Source organism: Nitrosophilus alvini (genome assembly GCF_015100395.1).
In the GTDB taxonomy this organism is placed as follows: domain Bacteria; phylum Campylobacterota; class Campylobacteria; order Campylobacterales; family Nitratiruptoraceae; genus Nitrosophilus; species Nitrosophilus alvini.
In genome coordinates, this window is the sequence record NZ_AP022847.1 from 445,973 (window position 1) to 465,537 (window position 19,565).

Genomic DNA, 19,565 nt, shown 5'->3' on the forward strand with positions numbered 1-19,565 from the left:
CCCTATTCCCAATCATCAGTTAAATTTTTATATTTATCTTTGGAGTAGCTCTTTTTTCTTTTCAGTTTTCTTAATCTGTTTGCTTCATACAATATTTCGTTTTTTATCTCTTCAATACTTTTTTCACTTCCAGGAATATTAGCGATTTTTTCTGCGAACTGTTCCAATTCACTGAGATATTCACTGCTGAGTATCACTTTGTCTATCTCTTCAAGATTTTTGAAAATTTTATCTATAAAATCGGCGAAACTCTTTTTAGTTATATCTTTTTGTCCCAGGTAATTTACACTTTTGTTAACGAATCTTTCAAGCTCTCTGATATATTTTATCCGTTTATATTTTTCATGTTTTTTTTCTGTTTTCAAAGTCAACCTTTCTGCTGCTTTATGTATATTGTAGCAAATACAAATGTACTTGCAGATGCAACCGAAGGATACTTATATCGCAGTAAAATATCTATCGTCTCTCTTAGTTCTTTGATCTCTTCCGGAGAGAGGATATGTTCTTTTTGATTGTATTTTGTAAACTTTTTCAAAATATCTTCCACGTTTTTCTCTTCAGATACGGAGCCCTTTAAAATTTTAACTATCTTCATAACACTTGGATCAGGTTTTTCGATGCCAGAGAGTTTTTTGATATATTTGGCAGCGTTGGCATAGGCATCTATCAAAATATTGGAGTAGTTTGATTCCTGAGCTGACAGCAGCAAGGCAAACAGAAAAACAGTGAGAACTTTTTTCATGTTTCGCTCCTAAGTGTCTTAAGCGCATCTTTTAATATTATCAAAAAATCTGGATTGATTAGAATATTGTTGTGTGTAGTATCATGAATAACTTTGTCGAAGACCAGATTTTTGATATTTTTTTTAAGATTTTCTATATGAATATCTGGTATAACTTCGTCGTTGTGTGCTTCGATAACAGCAATAGGTTCGTCTATATTTTGCACATATTTACATGTTTCAAATGGGTGTTTGAGTATCAATGATACCGGCAGATAGGGATATTTCTCTTTTGCCATTGCAAGAATCGAATCAAAAGGTGTGATAAGCAGCACCCCTTTTGATTTGCGTCTGCTTGCGAGGTAGGCTGCAACAGATGATCCCAGACTTCTTCCGACAATATAGACTTCTTTATTTTTGGCAAAGTTGTCATAGATTTCCAAAGCGTCTTTGAAAATAGCCTTTTGGCTCGGTTTTCCGGTGGAGTTTGCATACCCTCTGTAGTTGAAAACCAAAAAATTGAAATCTTTGATATTTTGAGCAATATCCAAAAACATCAGTGCATTATTGGCATTGCCTCCAAAATAGAGTACCAGGGGATTTGTTTCCCTGTTTTTTAAAAAAGCCCCTTCCAAAGTGATCCCGTCAGAAGTTTTATAGTATATTTTTTTTGCATTTTTAGGTAATTTTATCTCTTTGGGAGCTAGTTCCGGATGAAATATTTTTCTGTCTTGAGTGAGATAGAGTCTTAAAACCAATAGAAGATAAAGCAGTACAAGAAACAATATAGTTTGTATAATCATGAGAGCCTGTTTTTATAATCTTCGTATGAAAATTCTCTTACTATTTTAAACTCTCCCTCTTTTGTCAAAAGTGCAATTGAGGGAAGTCTGATACCGTTGAACGTGGTATTTTTTACAAAAGTGTAGTGTATCATATCTTCAAATATAAGTTTTTGTCCCGTTTCTAACGGAGTATCAAAGGAGTAATCGCCTATGATGTCTCCGGCAAGACAGCTGTTTCCTCCCAGTCTGTAAGTATATCTTTTTTCTCCGGGTTTTCCTGCGTATCGGACTTCAGGACGGTAAGGCATAGCCAGGACATCTGGCATATGCGCTTCAGCCGAAGTATCGAGTATGGCTATATCCATACCGTTGTAAACTATATCCACAACTGTCGCGATCAGAGGGCCGGTTTTCCATCCAACGGCTTCTCCAGGTTCGAGATAAACTTCAACGCCGTATCTGTTTTTGAAATCTTTTATTATAGATATGAGTTTTTCTACTTCGTAGTCTTCTCTGGTTATGTGGTGTCCGCCACCGAAGTTTATCCATTTGCATCTTGGTATGAATTTGCCGAATTTTTCTTCAAAAGCTTTCAAGACAGCCTCCAGAGCATCTGCACTCTCTTCACAAAGGGCATGAAAATGCATACCCTCTACACCATCTAATTCACTCTCTTTAAATTCGCTTCTAACAATTCCCAAACGGCTATATGCACCGCAGGGATTATATAGATCAACAGGAGCTGCGGAATATTCAGGATTGACTCTAACTCCTACAGAGATATTGGGATTTATTTTTTTGACAATATTTTTATATCTTTTCAGTTGGTTTAAGGAGTTGAAAACGATATGATTACTGATAGAGGCTATCTCTTCTATCTCGTCATCTTTGAAAGCCGGAGAGTATGTATGTACCTCTTTTCCTATCTCCTCATACGCCAGTTTTGCTTCCCAAAGGCCGCTTGCACATGCACCGTCGAGATACTCTTTAACTAGATGAAAAGTGCTCCACATGGCAAAGCCTTTGAGAGCCAGAAGAATCTTCGCGCCGCTTTTTTCTTTTACATAACGCAAAAGCTTTAGATTCTCTTCCAAAAGATGCTCTTCACACGCATAGCAGGGTGTAGGAATTTGGTCCAAAACTGTCTCTATTTTGCTGATTCTCTCTATTTTCAAAAAGCTCCTTTGTTCGTGATTCGTGATTGGTGATTGGCACTCACACTCACACCCACACTAACACTCACACCCACAGTAACACTAACACTCTCTCGTCTCATCCGGATCCATCTCGATAACTTCCCATGGAAGTCCCTGTTTCATCAGTTCTTCCATAAAAGGGTCCGGGTCGAACTGTTCCATGTTCCAGACACCCGGTTTGTGCCATCTCTTTTCAAGCATCAGTTTTGCTCCTATCATCGCCGGAACACCGGTAGTGTAGCTTATACACTGGCTATAAACCTCTTCGTAAGCTTTTTCATGCTGACATATGTTGTATATGTATATTTTTCTTCTCTTTCCCTCTTTTATACCTTCGCATACCACACCAATGTTGGTTTTTCCTTTTGTTCTAGGGCCGAGGCTAGCAGGATCAGGAAGCAGAGCTTTCAAAACATGCAGGGGCACTACTTTGCACCCGTCTACTTCTATCGGATCTATCCTTGTTAGTCCCACATTGTCGAGGACTTTCAGGTGTGTAAGATAGCTTTCGCTGAATGTCATCCAAAATCTTATTCTTTTGAGCCCTTTTATATGTTTTACCAGAGACTCTTCCTCTTCATGATATAGAAGATAGCTCTCTTTGGGACCGATTTTAGGATAGTCCCAGACCATTTTTATCTCCATAGGTTCTGTCTCTATCCATTTTCCATTTTCCCAGTATTTACCTTTTGAGTTGACCTCTCTTATGTTGATTTCCGGATTGAAATTTGTTGCAAAGGCGTATCCGTGGTCTCCTGCATTGCAGTCCAAAATATCTATATAGTGGATTTCGTCAAAATAGTGTTTTTGAGCATAGGCAACGAAAACGTTTGTAACTCCAGGATCAAATCCGCTTCCCAGAAGTCCCATGATATCTCTTTGCCTGAATGGCTCGTGTAGCGCCCACTGCTCTTTGTATTCGAATTTTGCCGTATCGGGATGTTCATAATTTGCAGTATCAAGGTAATCAACTCTTGTTTCCATACAAGCTTCCATAATTGTCAGGTCTTGATACGGAAGCGCTACGTTAATCACAATATCGGGTTTTACAAGAGTTATCAAATCTATCAGTTCATTTACATTGTCCGCATCGACTCTTGCAACTTCTATATCTTTGTTATATTTTATTTTGATTTCTTGCTGTATCTCCTCACATTTTGCCAGTGTTCTGCTGGCAAGTACTATTCTTTCAAAAATATCGCTGTTTTGGGCACATTTATGCGCTACAACTCTTCCAACGCCGCCTGCGCCTATAATGAGTGCTGTTTTCATATTGTAATCCTTGATGAAATTTTCTGAAAATTATAGCAGTAAACGGCTTTAAGTGAAGAAAAACAGGAGAAAATATCAGGCATATATATCTATATGTCCGTCTTTTGGTTTTTTTCTCTTTTCCTCTTTTTTCTCTTCCTCTTTCTTCTTTTTTTTCTTCAGTTTGCGAAGTATCCACATCTGTTTCAAATGTCTCTGGTCGGAAACAGGCATAGCTTTCAGAATATCTTCGACAGAAAATGCCATGGCAGATCCTTTTAATGTACCTTTTTCATTTTAACATAATCGGCGATTTAATAAAAATTTTTAGGTAATAGTTTTGACAAAAGTGTTTTCTCTATATTAATTTATAAAATTTAATATGGATTAATATTTCTATAAAGCAATATCGTCTAAAATGTTGCTATACAGATAAAGAGGGTTTGATAATGAGAAATCTTCTGTTTATTTTTCTTTTACTATGTTTTACTGCAGTAACTGAAAGGGCAAAGGCAGAGATTGCATTAAATTATGAATATGCAATTCAGATGGCCAGAAGCGGAAAAATAGCTCAGGCGATAAAAGAGCTGGAAAAGCTTTATAAAAGAAATCCTGATTTCAAGCCGATTTTATATGACTATATTACGGTTCTTGGATGGGGAGGGCGCGATGATGAGGCTATAGCTTTGTCAATCGGTCTGGATCCTTTAAAAATGCCTTTTTATACTCTCGATGCATTGGCAAAATCCTACAGAAACAAACAAGAGTTCAAAAAAGCTGAATTTCTATATAAACTTGGAACAGTAAGGTTTCCTGATAATCCCAAGTTTCATACAGGGCTTGTACTTACTCTTACCGATGAAGGAAAGTTAAGAGAAGCGATAGAAAGAGTAAAAAATTATAGAAAAAAATTTTCAAACTATACCGATCTGATATTTGCACTTGCTTATGCTTTGGAAGCGTCGAAAAGATATTTTGAGGCTTTTGTGCTTTATCAGAAAGTTTTGGAGAAAAATAGTAACCACGCTGAGGGATTGAAAGGTTATGCAAGAATGCTTGATATGGTGGGTTTACCTTATCTCGCGGAAAAATATATGAAAAAGAGACCGGAACTATTTAGTAAAAATGACTGGTATAGAGTAAGAAAGGATAAAGCTGCATTCAAGGTCAGATGGGGAGAGCTTTTGCAAGCTGATGAAGAGAAGAGATTTATAGAAACGGATGAAGCGATTCGGATGCTTGATGCAATTATCGCAGAGTCTAAAGCCCGCTCTTTGAAAGAGGAAAATCCAAACATCTTACAGGCAAGATTTGATAAAGTGGTGGCACTAAGAGATAGATTTAAAATGAGAGATGCAATAAAAGAGTATGAAAAGTTAGAAAAGGAAGATATAAAAATGCCGTTTTATACTCTTGCTGCAGCTGCCGATGCTTATCTTTATCTTAAAAATCCGGAAAAAGCACAAGAACTTTATATGAAAGTTTTACAATCGATGCCCGAGAGTCCGGAAAATTTCGAAATTAAAATTGCAGTTTTCTATACATACGTGGAGATGTTTAAACTCAAAGAAGCTATGAAATGGATAGATGAAGTTGACAAAAAAGAGCCTGCATGGAGAGGAGATACACCAAATTTTAACAAAACTATATCTGCTATAACGGCTGCTCTTGCAAGGTATTACAGCGATTATATGGATGAGGCTCAAAAAAGGCTTGAAAATTTGTCAAAGATAGCGCCGGCAAATATCGATATAAAAGCGGAACTTTCCAATGTTTATAAAGATAGGGGCTGGCCTAGAAAAAGCTACGAAGAGGCAGAGATGGCTCTTTCATATGATATAAATCATAAAAACGCGAATATTATCAAAGGTTTATCTCTTCTCAATTTGCAAAGGTTTAAGGAGAGTGAAAAAGTTATTTATAAACTTTATCGCACTTATCCGGAGGATATTCATGTAAAAAGAGCAAAAAAATTTTTTGATATATATAAAAACAGATATGAACTGACCGTAGATACCGCTGTGGGATCAAGCAGCGGAAAAGAGATAGGTAGTGATCATTTTTATATTGAAACAAAACTATACTCCAAACCTATTAACTATAACTATAGAGTATATGTTTTGAGTTACTTCTCAAGAGCTGATGTTTATGAGGGTTTAGAAAAGTACAGCAGATACGGTATGGCTGTTGAGTATAGAAAAAACGATATTAAGAGTAATATAGGTTTTGTAAGAAATGAAAATATTGACAAGTCGGGATGGTTTGTCGATGCGGATTACTGTTTCAATGACAAATGGAAATTTTATGGTTCTTATGAAAAATATAGTAAAAACACTCCTTTAAGAGCTTTGAAAAACGGTGTTTATGCTGACAGAGCCGATTTTGTTCTCACATACCGAGTCAATGAGTCGCGAGAAACAAATATAGAGTTTGAAAGAATGGATTTTAACGACACAAACAGAAGAGAAAGTTTTGGTTTGAGACACTATGAGAGAATTGTGACAGGACCCTATTATAAACTAAACTCAACTTTTTATTATTCGATTTCATATAACTCCGAAAATGACGTCTACTATTTTAGTCCCATAAGAGACAGATATGTGGGTATTGATTTGGAAAATGTGTGGCATCTTTACAGAAGATATTCAAAGGCTTTTTCGCATGTGGTAGGAATCACTCTGGGCGATTATTGGGTCAAAGGATCGGGTTCGGAAACAATTTGGGCTGTAAGATATGAACACAGATGGGAAGCGGATGACAGATTTGACCTGATTTACGGAATATCCAGAAGTAGAATGTTTTACGGCATAACAGAAACTCCATTCTATGATAATGGCATAGAGTATGATACCTCTTTTTATCTCGCTCTGGACTGGAGGTTTTAAATGTTAAAAAAAATGGCGGTTTTTCTGCTACTATTTGCAACTCTTTGCGCTTCAGACAGATTTTTGGTTCTTTGTTATCACAATATTGAAGACAATCCAAAAGATAGAGACATAATGAGTATTTCTACAGACAAGTTTATTCAGCAGTTAAACTGGATAAGCAATCACGGATATCATCCAGTGAGTATAGATGATTTGATAGCCGCTAAAAATGGAGTAAAACCTCTGCCCGAAAAAGCGATACTTTTGACTTTTGACGATGCATATAAAAATTTTTATACAAGGGTCTATCCTCTTTTGAAGGCTTTCAACTATCCGGCTGTTCTTGCAGTAGTAGGTAAGTGGATGGAGAGTGATGAAGAGGGAACGTTTATGTATGGAGACAAAAGAAAGCCCAGAAACATGCTGCTTACCTGGAAAGAGATAAAGGAGATGAGCGATTCCGGATTAGTAGAGATCGCTTCACACAGTTATGATATGCACAAAGGAGTTTTAGGTAATCCGCAAGGAAATGTTCAGCCTGCGCTTACTACGAGAATATATAACCCTAAGAGTGGAACATATGAAGATGACGAGAGTTATTTAAAAAGAGTGGAAGCGGATATAAAAAAGAGCTCGGAGCTGATTTTTGAGAAAATCGGTAAAAAACCGAAAGCTATAGTCTGGCCTTTTGGTGAATATAACGAGGCAGCTCTTAAAATTGCAAAAAAATATGGAATGGATATAGCTTTTACACTTGATGACGGTTCAAATAGTCTAAAAAATAGTGATAGATTAAAAAGAATTCTAATATTTTCCAATGATGATTTGAGTGATTTGGTTTGGCGTTTCTATAATCCCGACAAAGAGAAAATTCAAAGAGTTGTACATATAGATCTCGATTATATCTACGATCCAGATCCTAAACAGCAGGAAAAAAATCTCGGCATACTTTTAGACAGGATAAAAAATTATCAAATCAGCACTGTCTATCTTCAAGCTTTTGCGGATCCTGACGGAGACGGTGTAGCTGATGCTTTGTATTTTCCAAATAGACATTTGCCTCTTAGAGCTGATCTGTTTAACAGGGTGGCATGGCAGATCAGAACAAGATGTAATGTAGAATCGGTTTATGCTTGGATGCCTGTGTTGGCATTTGATATCAAAGGGAAAAAGAATCTTTATGTTAAAACTTTGCAGAAAAAAAGTGAGAAAGTTTTTATAGATCCGGATAGATATAAAAGATTGTCTATTTTTAATAAAGAAGCGAGAGAAATTATAAAAGAGATATATGAAGATTTGGCTAAATATTCTCATTTTAACGGTATTCTGTTTCATGATGATGCTTTTTTGAGCGATTTTGAGGATGCCGGCGAAGAGGCGATCAAAGTTTATGAGAGAGCAGGCTTTCCTTCTGCTGTAAAGAGAATAATAGAAGATAAAAAACTGTTTGCGAAATGGACGGCTTTTAAAACAGATGAAATTATAAAATTCACAAAAGAGTTGGAAAGTATTGTAAAACTTTACAGACCGACCCTTAAAAGTGCAAGGAATATTTATGCTCTGCCTGTTCTTGAGCCGAAAAGCGAAGAGTGGTTCGCACAATCTTTTGAGAAATTTCTAAAAGCCTATGATTATACAGCGATTATGGCTATGCCGTATATGGAGAAGGCGAAAAATCCGGAAATATGGCTTGAAAAACTTATAGAAAAAGTAAAAAGTTATCCCAATGGACTTAAAAAGAGTGTATTTGAACTTCAAAGCATAGACTGGAATCATAAGAAACCGATCGATACTGAGATTTTGGTCAGGCAGATGAAGATTTTGCAGTTTAACAGGGCTATAAATTTCGGTTATTATCCGGATGATTTTATAAAAAATCATCCAAAAAGCTCAGAGGTTCATTCTATTTTGTCGCTACAGACCTTTCCCTTTAATAGGAGATAATATATGAGTTTTGAAACAATTAGCAGTTTTTTTGTCAATTTTACGGAGGGATTGATAAACTTTTCATATTATTATCCCTTTTTTATGGCATATGTATGGATGGTCGGGGCGATTTTTTATTACTATCACTGGGAGAGAAAAACCAGACCCGACAGACCACCTCAGCTTTCTGACTATCCTATGGTATCGGTTATAGTGCCCTGTTATAATGAAGAAGAGCATATAGAAGAGACTATAGAATATTTGACAAAACTAAATTATCCTCATTATGAAATAATAGCCGTCAATGACGGCAGCAGTGACAAAACAGGTGAAATTTTAAGAAAACTCGAACATGAAATTCCGGAACTTAGAGTTTTGGAATTTGAGGAAAATCAGGGTAAAGCGATGGGGCTAAACATGGCCGCTATGATATCAAAAGGCGAATATCTCGTCTGTATAGATGGCGATGCTATTTTAGATCCCGATGCCATAACCTGGATAATGACACATTTTCTTACAGGCCCAAGAGTAGGTGCGGTTACAGGAAATCCCAGGATAAGAACCCGTTCGACTATATTGGGAAAAATTCAGGTGGGAGAGTTTTCAGCAATCGTAGGAATGATAAAACGGGCACAGAGGATTTACGGAAGAGTTTTTACAATTTCAGGTGTTGTGGCAGCATTTAGAAAATCTGCATTGCACAGTGTGGGGTACTGGCATACCGATATGGTTACGGAAGATATTGATGTAAGTTGGAGATTACAGCTTAGTCACTGGGATATAAGATTTGAGCCGAACGCCCTATGCTGGATTTTGATGCCGGAAACTCTGAAAGGCCTTTGGAAACAGAGATTGCGCTGGGCTCAGGGAGGAGCCGAAGTGCTGTTGAAATACGCCTCAAAAATGAAAGATATAAAAAGCAGGCGTATGTGGGGTATATATATGGAATATTTTTTAAGTCTTTTTTGGGCATATTCAGCAGTTTTGACTATATCTTTGTGGATTTTGGGCAAATTTGTTGAATTGCCAGAGGGTGTAAATGTTCCGACTCTTATTCCCTCCGTGCACGGTACGCTGCTCGGGATCACTTTTATGCTACAGTTTGCCGTTAGTCTCGGTATCGATTCTAGATATGAAAAAGGAATTGCAAAATATTACTACTGGATGATATGGTACCCTATAGCCTTTTGGCTTATAAATGCCTTTACCACAGTTGTCGGATTTGTTAAAGCGGTTTTAAAAGAACCGGGTAAAAGAGCAGTCTGGGAGAGCCCTGATAGAGGATTGAGGAGTAGAAATGATTGATTATAAAAAAATAATAATAGATACCCCCGATGCCAGAGATCTAAAGTTGAAATTCAGAGACAGGATCATAACTTTTCTGTTCTGGGTTTTTTGGCTCTATCTTTTCAGACCTCTTGTTGCCGCTTTTTTATGGTGGATATTTGGACTACACATATTTAGCAAGGAGTCTTTTGCCCCTGAACTTTATGATGAGATAAAACTTGTGATAACCAATTACAGCATGGTTATTACAGTTTTGGGTACAGCATTTGTTGTTTGGGCGGTTTATAACTGGATAACATTTGGAAAACTGAACAGAAGGAGATTTATTCCTCATGTTACAACGGCTGAAATTGCCAGTTTTTTTAAGGTCGATTCAAAAAAATTGGAAAAATGGATAGATGCAAAACACCTTATAATGAAATTTGGAAGAAAAGCTGAGATAAAAGAAGTAGAGATATTGCAGGATTGATTTATCTGTTTGACAGCAGTAACATGAGCTCTTTTTTTCTCTTTTCAATTCCTGAAAATCTTTTTTTTGTAAGGTCGGGAAAAGAGCCGCCGAGTCCTTTCCCGTCATCTCCGTGGCAGCCTCCGCAGTTACCGTTATATAGCATATTTCCCTCTTTTATGTATTCTGGAACGGAAGGTTTTTTGCCTGAAAGTGTAACAACATACGCGGCAATTTTGGGAGCATCCTCTTTTGAGGCAAAACCCGCATCCATAGAGCCGGCTTTGTAATCCAGTCTGTTTGAGCCGTTGTTTATAACATCTATTATATAGTTTTCAAGATACTCTACGGTATCGATATTTGCAAGCTCTTTTTTTAGCTTTTCTTTATCTATTTTTTTGTTTTCTATTTTGACGGAATTTTCAATGACATTTGTTTTTATCTGTTTCTCTTTTTCGTTACATCCGCTGATCACTATTCCCAAAATCCCCAAAAGAAGAGAGATAAATATTTTTTTCATCAAATTCTCCGAATATAGACAAAATTCATTTGTATGTATTATAATAAATATAAATTAGAATAATGTTAGTCTGTAGTATTAAATAGTTAAATAAAATGTTCTATTATGCTAAAATCATAAAAATAAACCGGGAGAATAAAAATGGCAGAGTATATTCATATAGTGTGTCCAAATTGCAACGGAGTTAACAGACTGCCTTTAAAGAGCAGATATAGTAAAGCAAAATGTGGAAAATGTGGAAATGATCTATTGGATACAAAACCTGTTGATCTCAATCCCGAATCTTTTCATATACATATTGCAAAAAATGATATTCCCGTATTGGTAGATTTCTGGGCACCCTGGTGCGGACCGTGTCAAATGATGGCACCTGCTTTTGAAGAGGCTGCACGTGCATTTGCTCTTAAAGTAAGGTTTGGCAAACTAAATACTGAAGATTATCCTGAAATTTCAGCACAGTTTGGTATCAGAGGAATACCAACAATGATTCTTTTTCATAAAGGACGTGAAATAGACAGAGTGTCGGGAGCTTTGAATTCGCAGCAGATTGTTCACTGGGTAAACTCTCATCTAGGATAGGCAAAAGCCTATCCTCTATTTTAATTTTTCTATATATTCTGCTACAGCCTGAATATCTTCATCGCTATATGATACAACTTGACCTTTCATAAGTGCGCCCATTCCGTATATGTTTCTTTTTCCCTCTTTGTATCCTTTAAGAGCTTCGACTGTTTTTGCTTTGTCCCATCCGCCAATAGCCACACTTTTTCCAAGAGCTTTTTTCTCACCTTTGGCACCGTGGCATCCGGCACATTTTTTATATAGAGCAGCACCGTCAGCCGCCATCAGACTTATTGCTCCTGCAGCTATAAGTCCCAAAATCGCAATCTTTTTCATTTTATCCTCCTTGTTTATGATTGGTGTGGGAGTTAATCATCTTTTATTGATTAACTAATTTTTGTTCCTGTTTTTTAACAGCTCGGAACATTGCCGCTGTCACTTGCATATTCGTATACGAAATCATACAGATGCTGAATCCATTTCTCTTTTATGGATTCAGGTTTTACCTTTGGACAGATTTTATGAATCTCTTCTTTAAATTTGCCACTCTCTTTTATCTCTTCCCATTCATCCTGGGTGTGCATAGCGGCAAATTTTGCACCGGTCATACCGCACGGCTTTTTAAGTTTCTTTTGATAAAGCTTTTGACCTTTTGCGACGTCTGCAAAAGCTACAGTAGAAACAAAGCCGGTCATCAGTATCGCCGTCAGGATGATACCTGCTATCTTTCTCATTTCTCCCTCCTTTTTTGTATATGAAAATTGTAGGAGAAAATTGTGGAATGATTGTGTAGTAATTGAAAATGGAGAATTTTTTTCAAAGATTATTTGAGTTTGCCGAAAACTTTGTATTTTTCCCAGTATATGTCTATGGCTTTTTTGAGTTCTTTATCGGAAAGGTCCGACCTCTTTTTTGTACCGTAGACCGATATGTATCTTTTTGGCATAAGAGAAGCGTTTGCATCCGGATTTTTCAAGTACTCGTATATTTTTCTTTTTACACCTCTTTCGCTGCTGTATCTGAGAAGGTATTCGTAGAAAAGTTTTTTTAAAGAGACTCCGTTTTTCTGATGACATTTGACACAGTTTTTTTCATATACGTTTGCATTCAAAAGAATTGTAAGTAAAATCAAAACAGTTACTACTCTTGCCATTTTAGTATTACCTTTGTTCCCCTGTCTTTTTCTGATTTAATTTTTATATCTATATTATATTCATCGGCTATCATTTTGACTATATTGAGTCCGATACCAAATCCTCCTTCGCTTTTGTCAAATCTTATATATCTGTCATATATTTTATCCATTTTCTCTTTTTCTATGCCGATACCTGTATCTTCTATGCAAAGATATCCTTTTTTCAGCGTTATTTTGATTTTTCCGCCTATTTTGTTGTACTTTATTGCATTTGATAAGATGTTGTCAATAAGTCTGGCTATCTTTTTTCTATCGGCGAAGATGAAAGAATCATCCAGATAGAGTTCAAAATCTATTTTTTTGGAATCGGCTAAAATTTTAAAGAAATTTACACGCTCTTTTATCAGAGATTTCATATCTATTTTCTCTTTTAGAGATTCAAATGCTCTGTTCAGTGTTAAAAAAGTCAGGTCGTGATAGATATTTGAAATCGTCCTTGCCGCTATATCTATACGGTTTATTTTCTTTGCCGTTTTATTATCGAGTTTTGTTTTGTCTATTGTCTCGATATTTGCCAAAATTGCGCTTACCGGAGTATTGAGCTCATGGGTTGTGTCTTTGATAAAGTTATCAAGAAGCATAAGAGTATCTCTCATAGGTTTTAAGAAAAGTTTGGTTAAAAACAGACCCAGGCCTACCATGAAAAGAAGAAACAAAGAGCCGTAAAAAATGATATTTCTTTTTGTCTCTTTAAGCCACGACTCATCATCATCTACCTCTATGACGACATATTTTGTTCCCAAATAGTATGCGTCGGGCTGTTTTATGAGATGAATTTTATCTCCGATTTTATATATCGACTTGTCAAATCTGACATTTTCTTTTTCAAGTAATGAAAAAATTTTTACATAGTCTGCGTCATATATGGCGGATTTGAAACTGCTGTATCTGGGATAGTGATTGTCTTCGGGAAAGTTGTAATGCATCTCTTTGAGTCTATAGATAAGCTCTTTTGCATACTCCTGAAGTTTTGGGCGTGTTTTGCTAAGCATCAAATCCTTTTGAAAATTGTAATACATGACCGAAACGAGAATCAAAATTACCAGAGTCAAAAAAGTGTAAAGAGACAAAAACGCAAGAAGCGTTCGTCTTTCAATCGGCAGTAAATTTGTAGCCAAACTTTTTGATACTGACAATTCTGTCCTTCCCGAGTATTTTTCTGAGATTTTTTATATATGTTCTGAGTGAGCTATCACTTGGAGTTTCAGGGTATTCCCATAGATGGTCATATATAGTCTCGTGACTTAAAGGTTCATTTTTATGCTGTAAAAAAAGCTTCAGCAGTTTTTTTTCCTTGTTGTTTAGAGGTATCTCTTTGTCTTTGTTATATAGTTCTGAATTTTCTATATCAAAAGAGAAGTTTTCGTCGATTTTAACTCTCTTTCCTCTTGTTTTGAATCCTCTTTTCAAAAGAGTATCTATCCTGAGTTTAAGCTCTTTGAGTGCAAAAGGTTTTTTGATGTAATCGTCACATCCGCTCTCAAATCCTTTCGAAAGATCGTCAATAGAGTTTAGCGATGTTATGAAAATAGCCGGCGTATCATCCTCTTTACGCAGTTTTTTCAGAAGTTCAAATCCGTTTATCCCCGGGACCATGACGTCCAGCAGAAAAATGTCGTAATTCTTTTCGTATGCTTTCTCTTCGGCTTCGTCGGAGTTGTAGGCGGTATCTACTTCATATCCTTCATCTTCAAGGTATTCGGCTACCGTTTCACTGAGATTGATATCGTCTTCCAAAAGCAAAATTTTAGGTTTTGGCATTGCAACTCTTGTTTTTTTATTTATAGGGTTCTATAATAACAAAACTTTAATTAAAGAGGAATGCGATGAAGTGCAAAAAATGTCATAGAGGAGAGTTTGTCTATCTACTGGGTTTTGCTTTTATGGTGATAGCATTCAATCAGCTTCTTGTTGGATGTATAGAAGTGGAAAAAAGTGCGTCATATATGCTGTTTGCTGCAGGATTTGTTTTGATGATTTTCGGAGCATTTTTAAAGTCTTCAAAAGAGTAGGTTCAATTTTTTTATTCATAAATTCCTCTAAATTGTACAGAGACTCTCTTGATATAGTGTTTTGTTAAAAATCTGTCCAATTGGTTGGCAAAAGCATGTGCATCTTTTTGTGTAAACGGTGCAGGCCCTTTGGTGATCTCCTGGCAGTCGCGAATCTGTTCCATGAGATTTCGCATCGCAAGATAGTGTTTTATATTCTCCTCGCTGTAGAGCTCGCCGCGGTGGTCAATGGCGTGTGCTTTTTTTTCGACGACCCGATCAGCCAGCGGAATATCGGCTGTTATGACAAGATCGCCTTTTTTGACATTTTCGGCTATATAATGATCGGCTTCATCTATACCTTTACCAACGATAATGTAGGTGATATGTTTCGATTTGCCTATATTGATGCGTTTGTTGGATACAACGAAGGCGGTTATATTTAGACGCTTGATTGCACGATGAAGTATAGGTTTGAGAAGATTTGGGAATGCATCCCCGTCAACGTATATTTTCATATATCAATATCCGAATATGGCAGGATGTCTCATCCAGATTTCAAGTTCTCTGTCAGAATAACAATCATAATAGCCTTCATCCCATCCTTCTTTATACACAGAATCGTTATTGTATCTTTTTATATCGATTTTCTTTTGCGAGAAGCTGTTTGATGCTGCTTCTTCGCCGCTTTCACAACCATCTTTATAGCCTTCCTGAAAAGCTGGTAGTTTTGAATAGATATTCTCATATTTGACTGTGCAGCCGGAGAGTAGAAAAAAAGTTGCGATACCGAGAATCATATATTTCATGAAATACTCCATTCATTTATGTATACTATATCATATTAGCCAGATTTTGCAGAAACCGGAGAAAAAAAAGTGTGGGAAAATATTTTGTATACGAGTTTTATAGTGGCGGACAGGGAGGGATTCGAACCCTCGGTACCCGTAATGGATACGCCTCCTTAGCAGGGAGGTGGTTTCAGCCAGCTCACCCACCTGTCCTTGAAACGGAATGAAATTATAGGCAATATTTAGAGTTTTGTCAATATTTTTCCCACAATATCTTTGGGATTGTCGGCTTTGTATACCGGTCTTCCCACAACGATGAAATCAACCATATTCTCTTTTGCAGTTTTGATATCTGCCACTCTTTTTTGGTCGCCGGCCTCTTCGCCGAAAGGTCTGATACCAGGTGTAAGGGTGATGAATTTTTCTGAAGTGGCGGATTTTATCTTTTTACTCTCATAAACCGAGCATACTACACCGTCAAGTCCGCATCTGTAGGCATCAACTGCAAATTCTGATGCTTTTTTGTCTATATCTTCGCCATAGATTTTTCTAAAACTTTCATTATCAAAAGATGTAAGGGCAGTTACTGCCAAAACGATAGGTCTTTTTTCAAATTTTTCCAATCTTTTCATAACCGTTTCCATCGCCACTTTGCCGCTGCTTGCATGAACATTGAACATCTCAACGCCCATTTTGGCTATCTCTTCGGCTGCGTCTGCCATAGTGTTGGGGATATCGTAGAGCTTGAGGTCCAGAAAGATATTGAAATCCGGATTGATGCTTTTGAGCTCTTCTAGAAAATTTCTGCCGTCTCTTATAAAACTTCTAAGGCCCACTTTTAGCCAAATATCGAAATCTTTTATCTCTTTTGCCAGTTTCAAGTTCTCTTTTTTGTCTGGAAGGTCCAAAGCGACACACAGTTTCATTTTATGCCTTTTTTGGTGTTTGTTAAAGGCGATTATACCAAACCTTGGGTATAATAAAGTAAAATTCAAAAGGGCACTGCGGATTGGATCTGGATACAAAAGCGCTTAACGAACTGCTGAACAACAGAAAAAGACTTCTTACAGATATATACTTTGAACTGCAAAGATATTTTGAGAAAAAATATGGCTCAAACACCGTTGTATTGATGGAGATAGGCTCCTTTTTCGAAGTTTACGAAGTCAATAACGATGAGCTTAAAATCGGCAAAGCAAAAGAGATAGCGGAGTTTCTAAATATCCAGCTGACTCGAAAAAACAAAGCTATTTTGGAAAATTCCGTCTCAAACCCTTTGATGGCGGGAGTGCCCTCTGTATCACTTGAGCGCTATCTTAACAGACTGGTACAGAGTAAAAAATATACTCTGGTCATTGTCAGGCAAAAAGGCGAACCACCCAATGTAAAAAGATATATCTCAAACATCATATCGCCCGGAACAAATTTTGACTATCAGGTAGAACCTACCGAAAACTATATAGTATCCCTGCTGATAGGTGAAAACAGAGGCATATACTATGCAGGTTTTGCAGCGGTGGATGTAACTACCGGAAAGTGTCTCGTTAACGAAGTGTGCGGCAGCAGAGATGACAAGACTTTTGCACTGGATGAGATTTTCAATCTTCTGCAGACATATCATACATCCGAAATCGTTTTGACCTTCGACTGCGAAGGTATCGACAGGGAGTTTGTTCTAAATTATCTCGAGATAGAACAACATTACACATACAGTATCAACAGACAGAGGCTTAAAATAAATTATCAAAACGAGCTTTTTGCAAAGATCTTTTCTATAAACTCCATTTTGACTCCTATAGAGTATCTTGACCTTGAAAGGTATCCGTATGCCGGCGAAACTCTGGCATTTTTGCTCGATTTCATCATAGACCACGATCCTGCGATCATAGAAAAACTCAACAGGCCTCTTTTTCTGGGTAACAGACATTTTGTATATCTTGGAAACAATGCCATAGAACAGTTGAATATAGTCTCCAGGGATCCTGACGAAATGACTCTTTTGAAGCTCCTTGACAACACATCTACCCCTATGGGCAAAAGGCTCTTCAAAGAGAGGCTTCTAAATCCGATAAGAGATAAAAAAGAGCTTCTTAGACGATACTCTTTGATAGAAAATCTGACAGATTCTTACGAGAGGTTTGAAAAACTGCTGAAGCAGGTATATGACATAGAACGGATTTTGCGCCGTATAAAGCTGAAAAAGATACATCCTTTCGAGATAAACTATCTGCACTCCTCTTTATACTCCATAGAGAAAATTTTTGCCGAAGCGGAGAAAAAGGGGCTTGAAATCGCCAATTTTTCAATAGATGAAGTGTATGGATTCAGAAAAAAACTTGAAGAGATATTTGATCTTGAAGAGAGTGCAAAATATAGAAGAGACCAGATATCGAGCAATATCTTCAATCCCGGCATAGATATCTTTATAGACAGGATTGAAGGCGAGATGGAAGAGCTTTTTTCGAAACTCCAAAGAATTCAGGAGCATATCTCCTCTTTTTTCAGTTCCGAGGAAGGATATGTAAGCCTTGCATGGCTTGAAAGCGAGGGATACTACTTTACTCTTACGAAAAACAGATTTTCCATGATAGAAAAAGAGCTTCTCGAGAGTTTTGTCACGATTGACGGAAAACACCACTTTTTAAAAGATTTCAGTTTCAGAAAACTTAAAAACAGTGTTAAAATAAGTTCGGAACTGATTGATGCTATATCAAAAGAGTATGCGGCACTGCACAGCAGGCTTATCGTGCTTGTAAAAAAGAGTTTTTCGGATGTCCTGGAAGAGTTGGAAGTCAGATACAGTGCGCTTTTGGAAAAACTCATAGTTTTCATAGGGGAGCTCGATGTTGCTATCAGTGGTGCGAAAAGCGCTGTGTTGAACGGATACAACAGACCTGAAATAGCAGATGAGCAGACTTTGGAATTTATAGGGCTCAGGCATCCGCTTATAGAGGCGAGAGAGGAAAACGGCATATATATCCCCAATGATCTTCTTTTTGGAAAGAAGCCCGAAAATCTCTCTCACGAACATATCACGATGGAAGCAAGCGGGGGCAAAGAGGTCAGAGGTGTTTTGCTGTACGGAATCAATTCCAGCGGGAAATCCTCTTTGATGAAAAGTGTAGGTATTGCCGTTATCATGGCACAGGCCGGGTTTTTCGTTCCGGCTGCAAGTATGCGTTTTTCTCTGATTGACAAAATTTTTACCAGAATTGTTTCAAAAGACAATCTATATAAAGGGCTTTCAACTTTTGCGATAGAGATGCTGGAGCTTAAAAACATATTCAATCGGGCCACATCCGATTCTTTGATTTTGGGAGATGAGATAAGCCATGGGACAGAAACATATTCGGCTCTGTCAATTGTAGGTGCTGCGATAAAGAGGCTAGGTGAAATAGGAAGCTTTTTTATTTTTGCTACACACCTGCATCAGTTGACGGAGCTTAGGAGCGTCAAAGAGATAGAGTCTCTTGTCTTTTTGCATCTGGGTGTCACTTATGATGAAGAAAACGACAGGCTTATATATAACAGAAAACTGGAAATCGGAAGCGGAAGTACTCTTTACGGTCTTGAGTTTGCAAAAGCTTTGCATATAGACAAAAGATTTCTGGAAGAGGCTTACAGGATAAGAAAGGAACTTACCAAAGAGTTCAGCGAAGCTGAGCTTCTGAAAAAAAAGAGAAGAAGCAGATATAACAGATCCGTTTACCTGACCAAATGCGCCATATGCAACGATATAGTGGATGAGGTGCACCATATCGAGCCAAAATCGAAAGCTGATAAAAAAGGAATGATAGAGCACTTCAAAGCAAACCATAGATTTAACCTTATTCCTTTGTGTGCCAAACATCACAGGATGGTTCATGAAGGAAAGATTATAGTTAACGGTTTTGTTATGACTGAAGAGGGGCTTAAACTACATTTTACGGAGATGGAGTAGAAGTTTGGGTGTGAGTGTTAGTATGGGTTAGAGATAAATTTTATAACGGTTAACAATTTAAAATTGTAAATTGCGAATCAAAAAGG

22 protein-coding genes and 1 tRNA gene are annotated in these 19,565 nt (G+C 37.1%); 7 read left to right on the plus strand and 16 right to left on the minus strand.

Features of this window, described 5'->3' with window-relative positions:
• Positions 1-2: 2 nt before the first annotated feature.
• The 6 genes from EPR_RS02380 to EPR_RS02405 all read right to left on the minus strand — a co-directional run bounded on the left by EPR_RS02380 (position 3) and on the right by EPR_RS02405 (position 4,220).
• Positions 3-365: a hypothetical protein gene (locus EPR_RS02380; protein ID WP_200763686.1), complete on the minus strand. Its 363-nt coding sequence runs from the start codon at positions 363-365 to the stop codon at positions 3-5.
• 2 nt (positions 366-367) lie between these two features.
• Positions 368-742 (minus strand): hypothetical protein, encoded by a 375-nt coding sequence (locus EPR_RS02385; protein ID WP_200763688.1) that lies wholly within the window; start codon positions 740-742, stop codon positions 368-370.
• Complete coding sequence (locus tag EPR_RS02390) at positions 739-1,524, minus strand: alpha/beta hydrolase (protein ID WP_200763689.1); 786 nt, start codon at positions 1,522-1,524, stop codon at positions 739-741. The genes EPR_RS02385 and EPR_RS02390 overlap by 4 nt, the downstream gene beginning before the upstream one ends.
• Complete coding sequence (gene nspC / locus EPR_RS02395) at positions 1,521-2,675, minus strand: carboxynorspermidine decarboxylase (protein ID WP_200764137.1); 1,155 nt, start codon at positions 2,673-2,675, stop codon at positions 1,521-1,523. The genes EPR_RS02390 and nspC overlap by 4 nt, the downstream gene beginning before the upstream one ends.
• Before the next feature lie 87 nt (positions 2,676-2,762).
• Positions 2,763-3,974, minus strand: coding sequence for a saccharopine dehydrogenase family protein (locus EPR_RS02400; RefSeq protein ID WP_200763690.1), 1,212 nt, complete (start codon positions 3,972-3,974; stop codon positions 2,763-2,765).
• Positions 3,975-4,049: 75 nt separating this feature from the next.
• Positions 4,050-4,220: a hypothetical protein gene (locus EPR_RS02405; protein WP_200763691.1), complete on the minus strand. Its 171-nt coding sequence runs from the start codon at positions 4,218-4,220 to the stop codon at positions 4,050-4,052.
• 182 nt (positions 4,221-4,402) lie between these two features.
• On the opposite strand from EPR_RS02405, the gene pgaA reads away from it, so the two are divergent.
• Genes pgaA through pgaD form a run of 4 tightly spaced genes read left to right on the plus strand, consistent with a single transcriptional unit; the run spans position 4,403 to position 10,502 of the window.
• Positions 4,403-6,838, plus strand: coding sequence for a poly-beta-1,6 N-acetyl-D-glucosamine export porin PgaA (gene pgaA / locus EPR_RS02410; protein ID WP_200763692.1), 2,436 nt, complete (start codon positions 4,403-4,405; stop codon positions 6,836-6,838).
• Positions 6,839-8,764: a poly-beta-1,6-N-acetyl-D-glucosamine N-deacetylase PgaB gene (gene pgaB / locus EPR_RS02415; protein WP_200763693.1), complete on the plus strand. Its 1,926-nt coding sequence runs from the start codon at positions 6,839-6,841 to the stop codon at positions 8,762-8,764.
• Between the two features lie 3 nt (positions 8,765-8,767).
• Positions 8,768-10,051 carry a poly-beta-1,6-N-acetyl-D-glucosamine synthase gene (gene pgaC / locus EPR_RS02420; RefSeq protein WP_200763694.1) on the plus strand — a complete coding sequence of 428 codons (1,284 nt, stop codon included), beginning with the start codon at positions 8,768-8,770 and terminating at the stop codon, positions 10,049-10,051.
• A complete protein-coding gene (gene pgaD, locus EPR_RS02425; protein WP_200763695.1) occupies positions 10,044-10,502 on the plus strand; it encodes a poly-beta-1,6-N-acetyl-D-glucosamine biosynthesis protein PgaD in 459 nt (152 codons plus the stop codon). The genes pgaC and pgaD overlap by 8 nt, the downstream gene beginning before the upstream one ends.
• Before the next feature lies 1 nt (position 10,503).
• Here pgaD and EPR_RS02430 read toward each other — a convergent pair whose 3' ends face one another.
• Complete coding sequence (locus tag EPR_RS02430; RefSeq protein ID WP_200763696.1) at positions 10,504-11,001, minus strand: c-type cytochrome; 498 nt, start codon at positions 10,999-11,001, stop codon at positions 10,504-10,506.
• Positions 11,002-11,142: 141 nt separating this feature from the next.
• On the opposite strand from EPR_RS02430, the gene trxC reads away from it, so the two are divergent.
• Entirely contained in the window at positions 11,143-11,580 is a 438-nt protein-coding gene (gene trxC, locus EPR_RS02435) for a thioredoxin TrxC (RefSeq protein ID WP_200763697.1), read from the plus strand.
• Between the two features lie 15 nt (positions 11,581-11,595).
• On the opposite strand, the gene EPR_RS02440 is transcribed toward trxC, so the two are convergent.
• From EPR_RS02440 to EPR_RS02460, 5 genes are all read right to left on the minus strand, one after another.
• Positions 11,596-11,898 (minus strand): c-type cytochrome, encoded by a 303-nt coding sequence (locus tag EPR_RS02440; protein WP_200763698.1) that lies wholly within the window; start codon positions 11,896-11,898, stop codon positions 11,596-11,598.
• Positions 11,899-11,972: 74 nt separating this feature from the next.
• Entirely contained in the window at positions 11,973-12,296 is a 324-nt protein-coding gene (locus tag EPR_RS02445; protein WP_200763699.1) for a cytochrome C, read from the minus strand.
• Positions 12,297-12,385: 89 nt separating this feature from the next.
• Complete coding sequence (locus tag EPR_RS02450) at positions 12,386-12,715, minus strand: hypothetical protein (RefSeq protein WP_200763700.1); 330 nt, start codon at positions 12,713-12,715, stop codon at positions 12,386-12,388.
• Entirely contained in the window at positions 12,703-13,893 is a 1,191-nt protein-coding gene (locus tag EPR_RS02455; RefSeq protein ID WP_200763701.1) for a sensor histidine kinase, read from the minus strand. Before EPR_RS02455 ends, EPR_RS02450 begins: the two co-directional genes overlap by 13 nt.
• The gene (locus tag EPR_RS02460; protein ID WP_200763702.1) at positions 13,850-14,518 is read right to left on the minus strand and encodes a response regulator transcription factor; all 669 of its coding nucleotides are present in this window, start codon (positions 14,516-14,518) and stop codon (positions 13,850-13,852) included. Before EPR_RS02460 ends, EPR_RS02455 begins: the two co-directional genes overlap by 44 nt.
• Before the next feature lie 65 nt (positions 14,519-14,583).
• Between EPR_RS02460 and EPR_RS02465 the strand changes: the two genes are divergently transcribed.
• Complete coding sequence (locus EPR_RS02465) at positions 14,584-14,769, plus strand: hypothetical protein (protein WP_200763703.1); 186 nt, start codon at positions 14,584-14,586, stop codon at positions 14,767-14,769.
• Positions 14,770-14,780: 11 nt separating this feature from the next.
• On the opposite strand, the gene EPR_RS02470 is transcribed toward EPR_RS02465, so the two are convergent.
• The 4 genes from EPR_RS02470 to pyrF all read right to left on the minus strand — a co-directional run bounded on the left by EPR_RS02470 (position 14,781) and on the right by pyrF (position 16,465).
• Positions 14,781-15,266, minus strand: coding sequence for a YaiI/YqxD family protein (locus EPR_RS02470; RefSeq protein WP_200763704.1), 486 nt, complete (start codon positions 15,264-15,266; stop codon positions 14,781-14,783).
• 3 nt (positions 15,267-15,269) lie between these two features.
• On the minus strand, positions 15,270-15,557 hold the full coding sequence (locus EPR_RS02475) for a hypothetical protein (RefSeq protein ID WP_200763705.1): 288 nt from the start codon (positions 15,555-15,557) through the stop codon (positions 15,270-15,272).
• Positions 15,558-15,660: 103 nt separating this feature from the next.
• Positions 15,661-15,752, minus strand: a tRNA-Ser gene (locus EPR_RS02480).
• A 29-nt stretch (positions 15,753-15,781) separates the two neighbouring features.
• On the minus strand, positions 15,782-16,465 hold the full coding sequence (pyrF, locus tag EPR_RS02485) for an orotidine-5'-phosphate decarboxylase (RefSeq protein ID WP_200763706.1): 684 nt from the start codon (positions 16,463-16,465) through the stop codon (positions 15,782-15,784).
• An 89-nt stretch (positions 16,466-16,554) separates the two neighbouring features.
• On the opposite strand from pyrF, the gene EPR_RS02490 reads away from it, so the two are divergent.
• Positions 16,555-19,479: a MutS-related protein gene (locus EPR_RS02490; RefSeq protein ID WP_200764138.1), complete on the plus strand. Its 2,925-nt coding sequence runs from the start codon at positions 16,555-16,557 to the stop codon at positions 19,477-19,479.
• Positions 19,480-19,565: the final 86 nt, after the last annotated feature.

Bases quoted from the DNA above. Each gene is read 5' to 3' on its own strand.
- pgaC (WP_200763694.1), top strand. From the start codon at position 8,768: ATGAGTTTTGAAACAATTAGCAGTTTTTTTGTCAATTTTACGGAGGGA.
- EPR_RS02450 (WP_200763700.1), bottom strand. From the start codon at position 12,715: ATGGCAAGAGTAGTAACTGTTTTGATTTTACTTACAATTCTTTTGAAT.
- EPR_RS02445 (WP_200763699.1), bottom strand. From the start codon at position 12,296: ATGAGAAAGATAGCAGGTATCATCCTGACGGCGATACTGATGACCGGC.
- pgaD (WP_200763695.1), top strand. From the start codon at position 10,044: ATGATTGATTATAAAAAAATAATAATAGATACCCCCGATGCCAGAGAT.
- pyrF (WP_200763706.1), bottom strand. From the start codon at position 16,465: ATGAAACTGTGTGTCGCTTTGGACCTTCCAGACAAAAAAGAGAACTTG.
- EPR_RS02470 (WP_200763704.1), bottom strand. From the start codon at position 15,266: ATGAAAATATACGTTGACGGGGATGCATTCCCAAATCTTCTCAAACCT.
- EPR_RS02475 (WP_200763705.1), bottom strand. From the start codon at position 15,557: ATGAAATATATGATTCTCGGTATCGCAACTTTTTTTCTACTCTCCGGC.
- EPR_RS02465 (WP_200763703.1), top strand. From the start codon at position 14,584: ATGAAGTGCAAAAAATGTCATAGAGGAGAGTTTGTCTATCTACTGGGT.
- EPR_RS02430 (WP_200763696.1), bottom strand. From the start codon at position 11,001: ATGAAAAAAATATTTATCTCTCTTCTTTTGGGGATTTTGGGAATAGTG.
- EPR_RS02400 (WP_200763690.1), bottom strand. From the start codon at position 3,974: ATGAAAACAGCACTCATTATAGGCGCAGGCGGCGTTGGAAGAGTTGTA.
- trxC (WP_200763697.1), top strand. From the start codon at position 11,143: ATGGCAGAGTATATTCATATAGTGTGTCCAAATTGCAACGGAGTTAAC.
- pgaA (WP_200763692.1), top strand. From the start codon at position 4,403: ATGAGAAATCTTCTGTTTATTTTTCTTTTACTATGTTTTACTGCAGTA.
- EPR_RS02460 (WP_200763702.1), bottom strand. From the start codon at position 14,518: ATGCCAAAACCTAAAATTTTGCTTTTGGAAGACGATATCAATCTCAGT.
- EPR_RS02440 (WP_200763698.1), bottom strand. From the start codon at position 11,898: ATGAAAAAGATTGCGATTTTGGGACTTATAGCTGCAGGAGCAATAAGT.
- EPR_RS02405 (WP_200763691.1), bottom strand. From the start codon at position 4,220: ATGGCATTTTCTGTCGAAGATATTCTGAAAGCTATGCCTGTTTCCGAC.
- EPR_RS02385 (WP_200763688.1), bottom strand. From the start codon at position 742: ATGAAAAAAGTTCTCACTGTTTTTCTGTTTGCCTTGCTGCTGTCAGCT.
- pgaB (WP_200763693.1), top strand. From the start codon at position 6,839: ATGTTAAAAAAAATGGCGGTTTTTCTGCTACTATTTGCAACTCTTTGC.
- EPR_RS02390 (WP_200763689.1), bottom strand. From the start codon at position 1,524: ATGATTATACAAACTATATTGTTTCTTGTACTGCTTTATCTTCTATTG.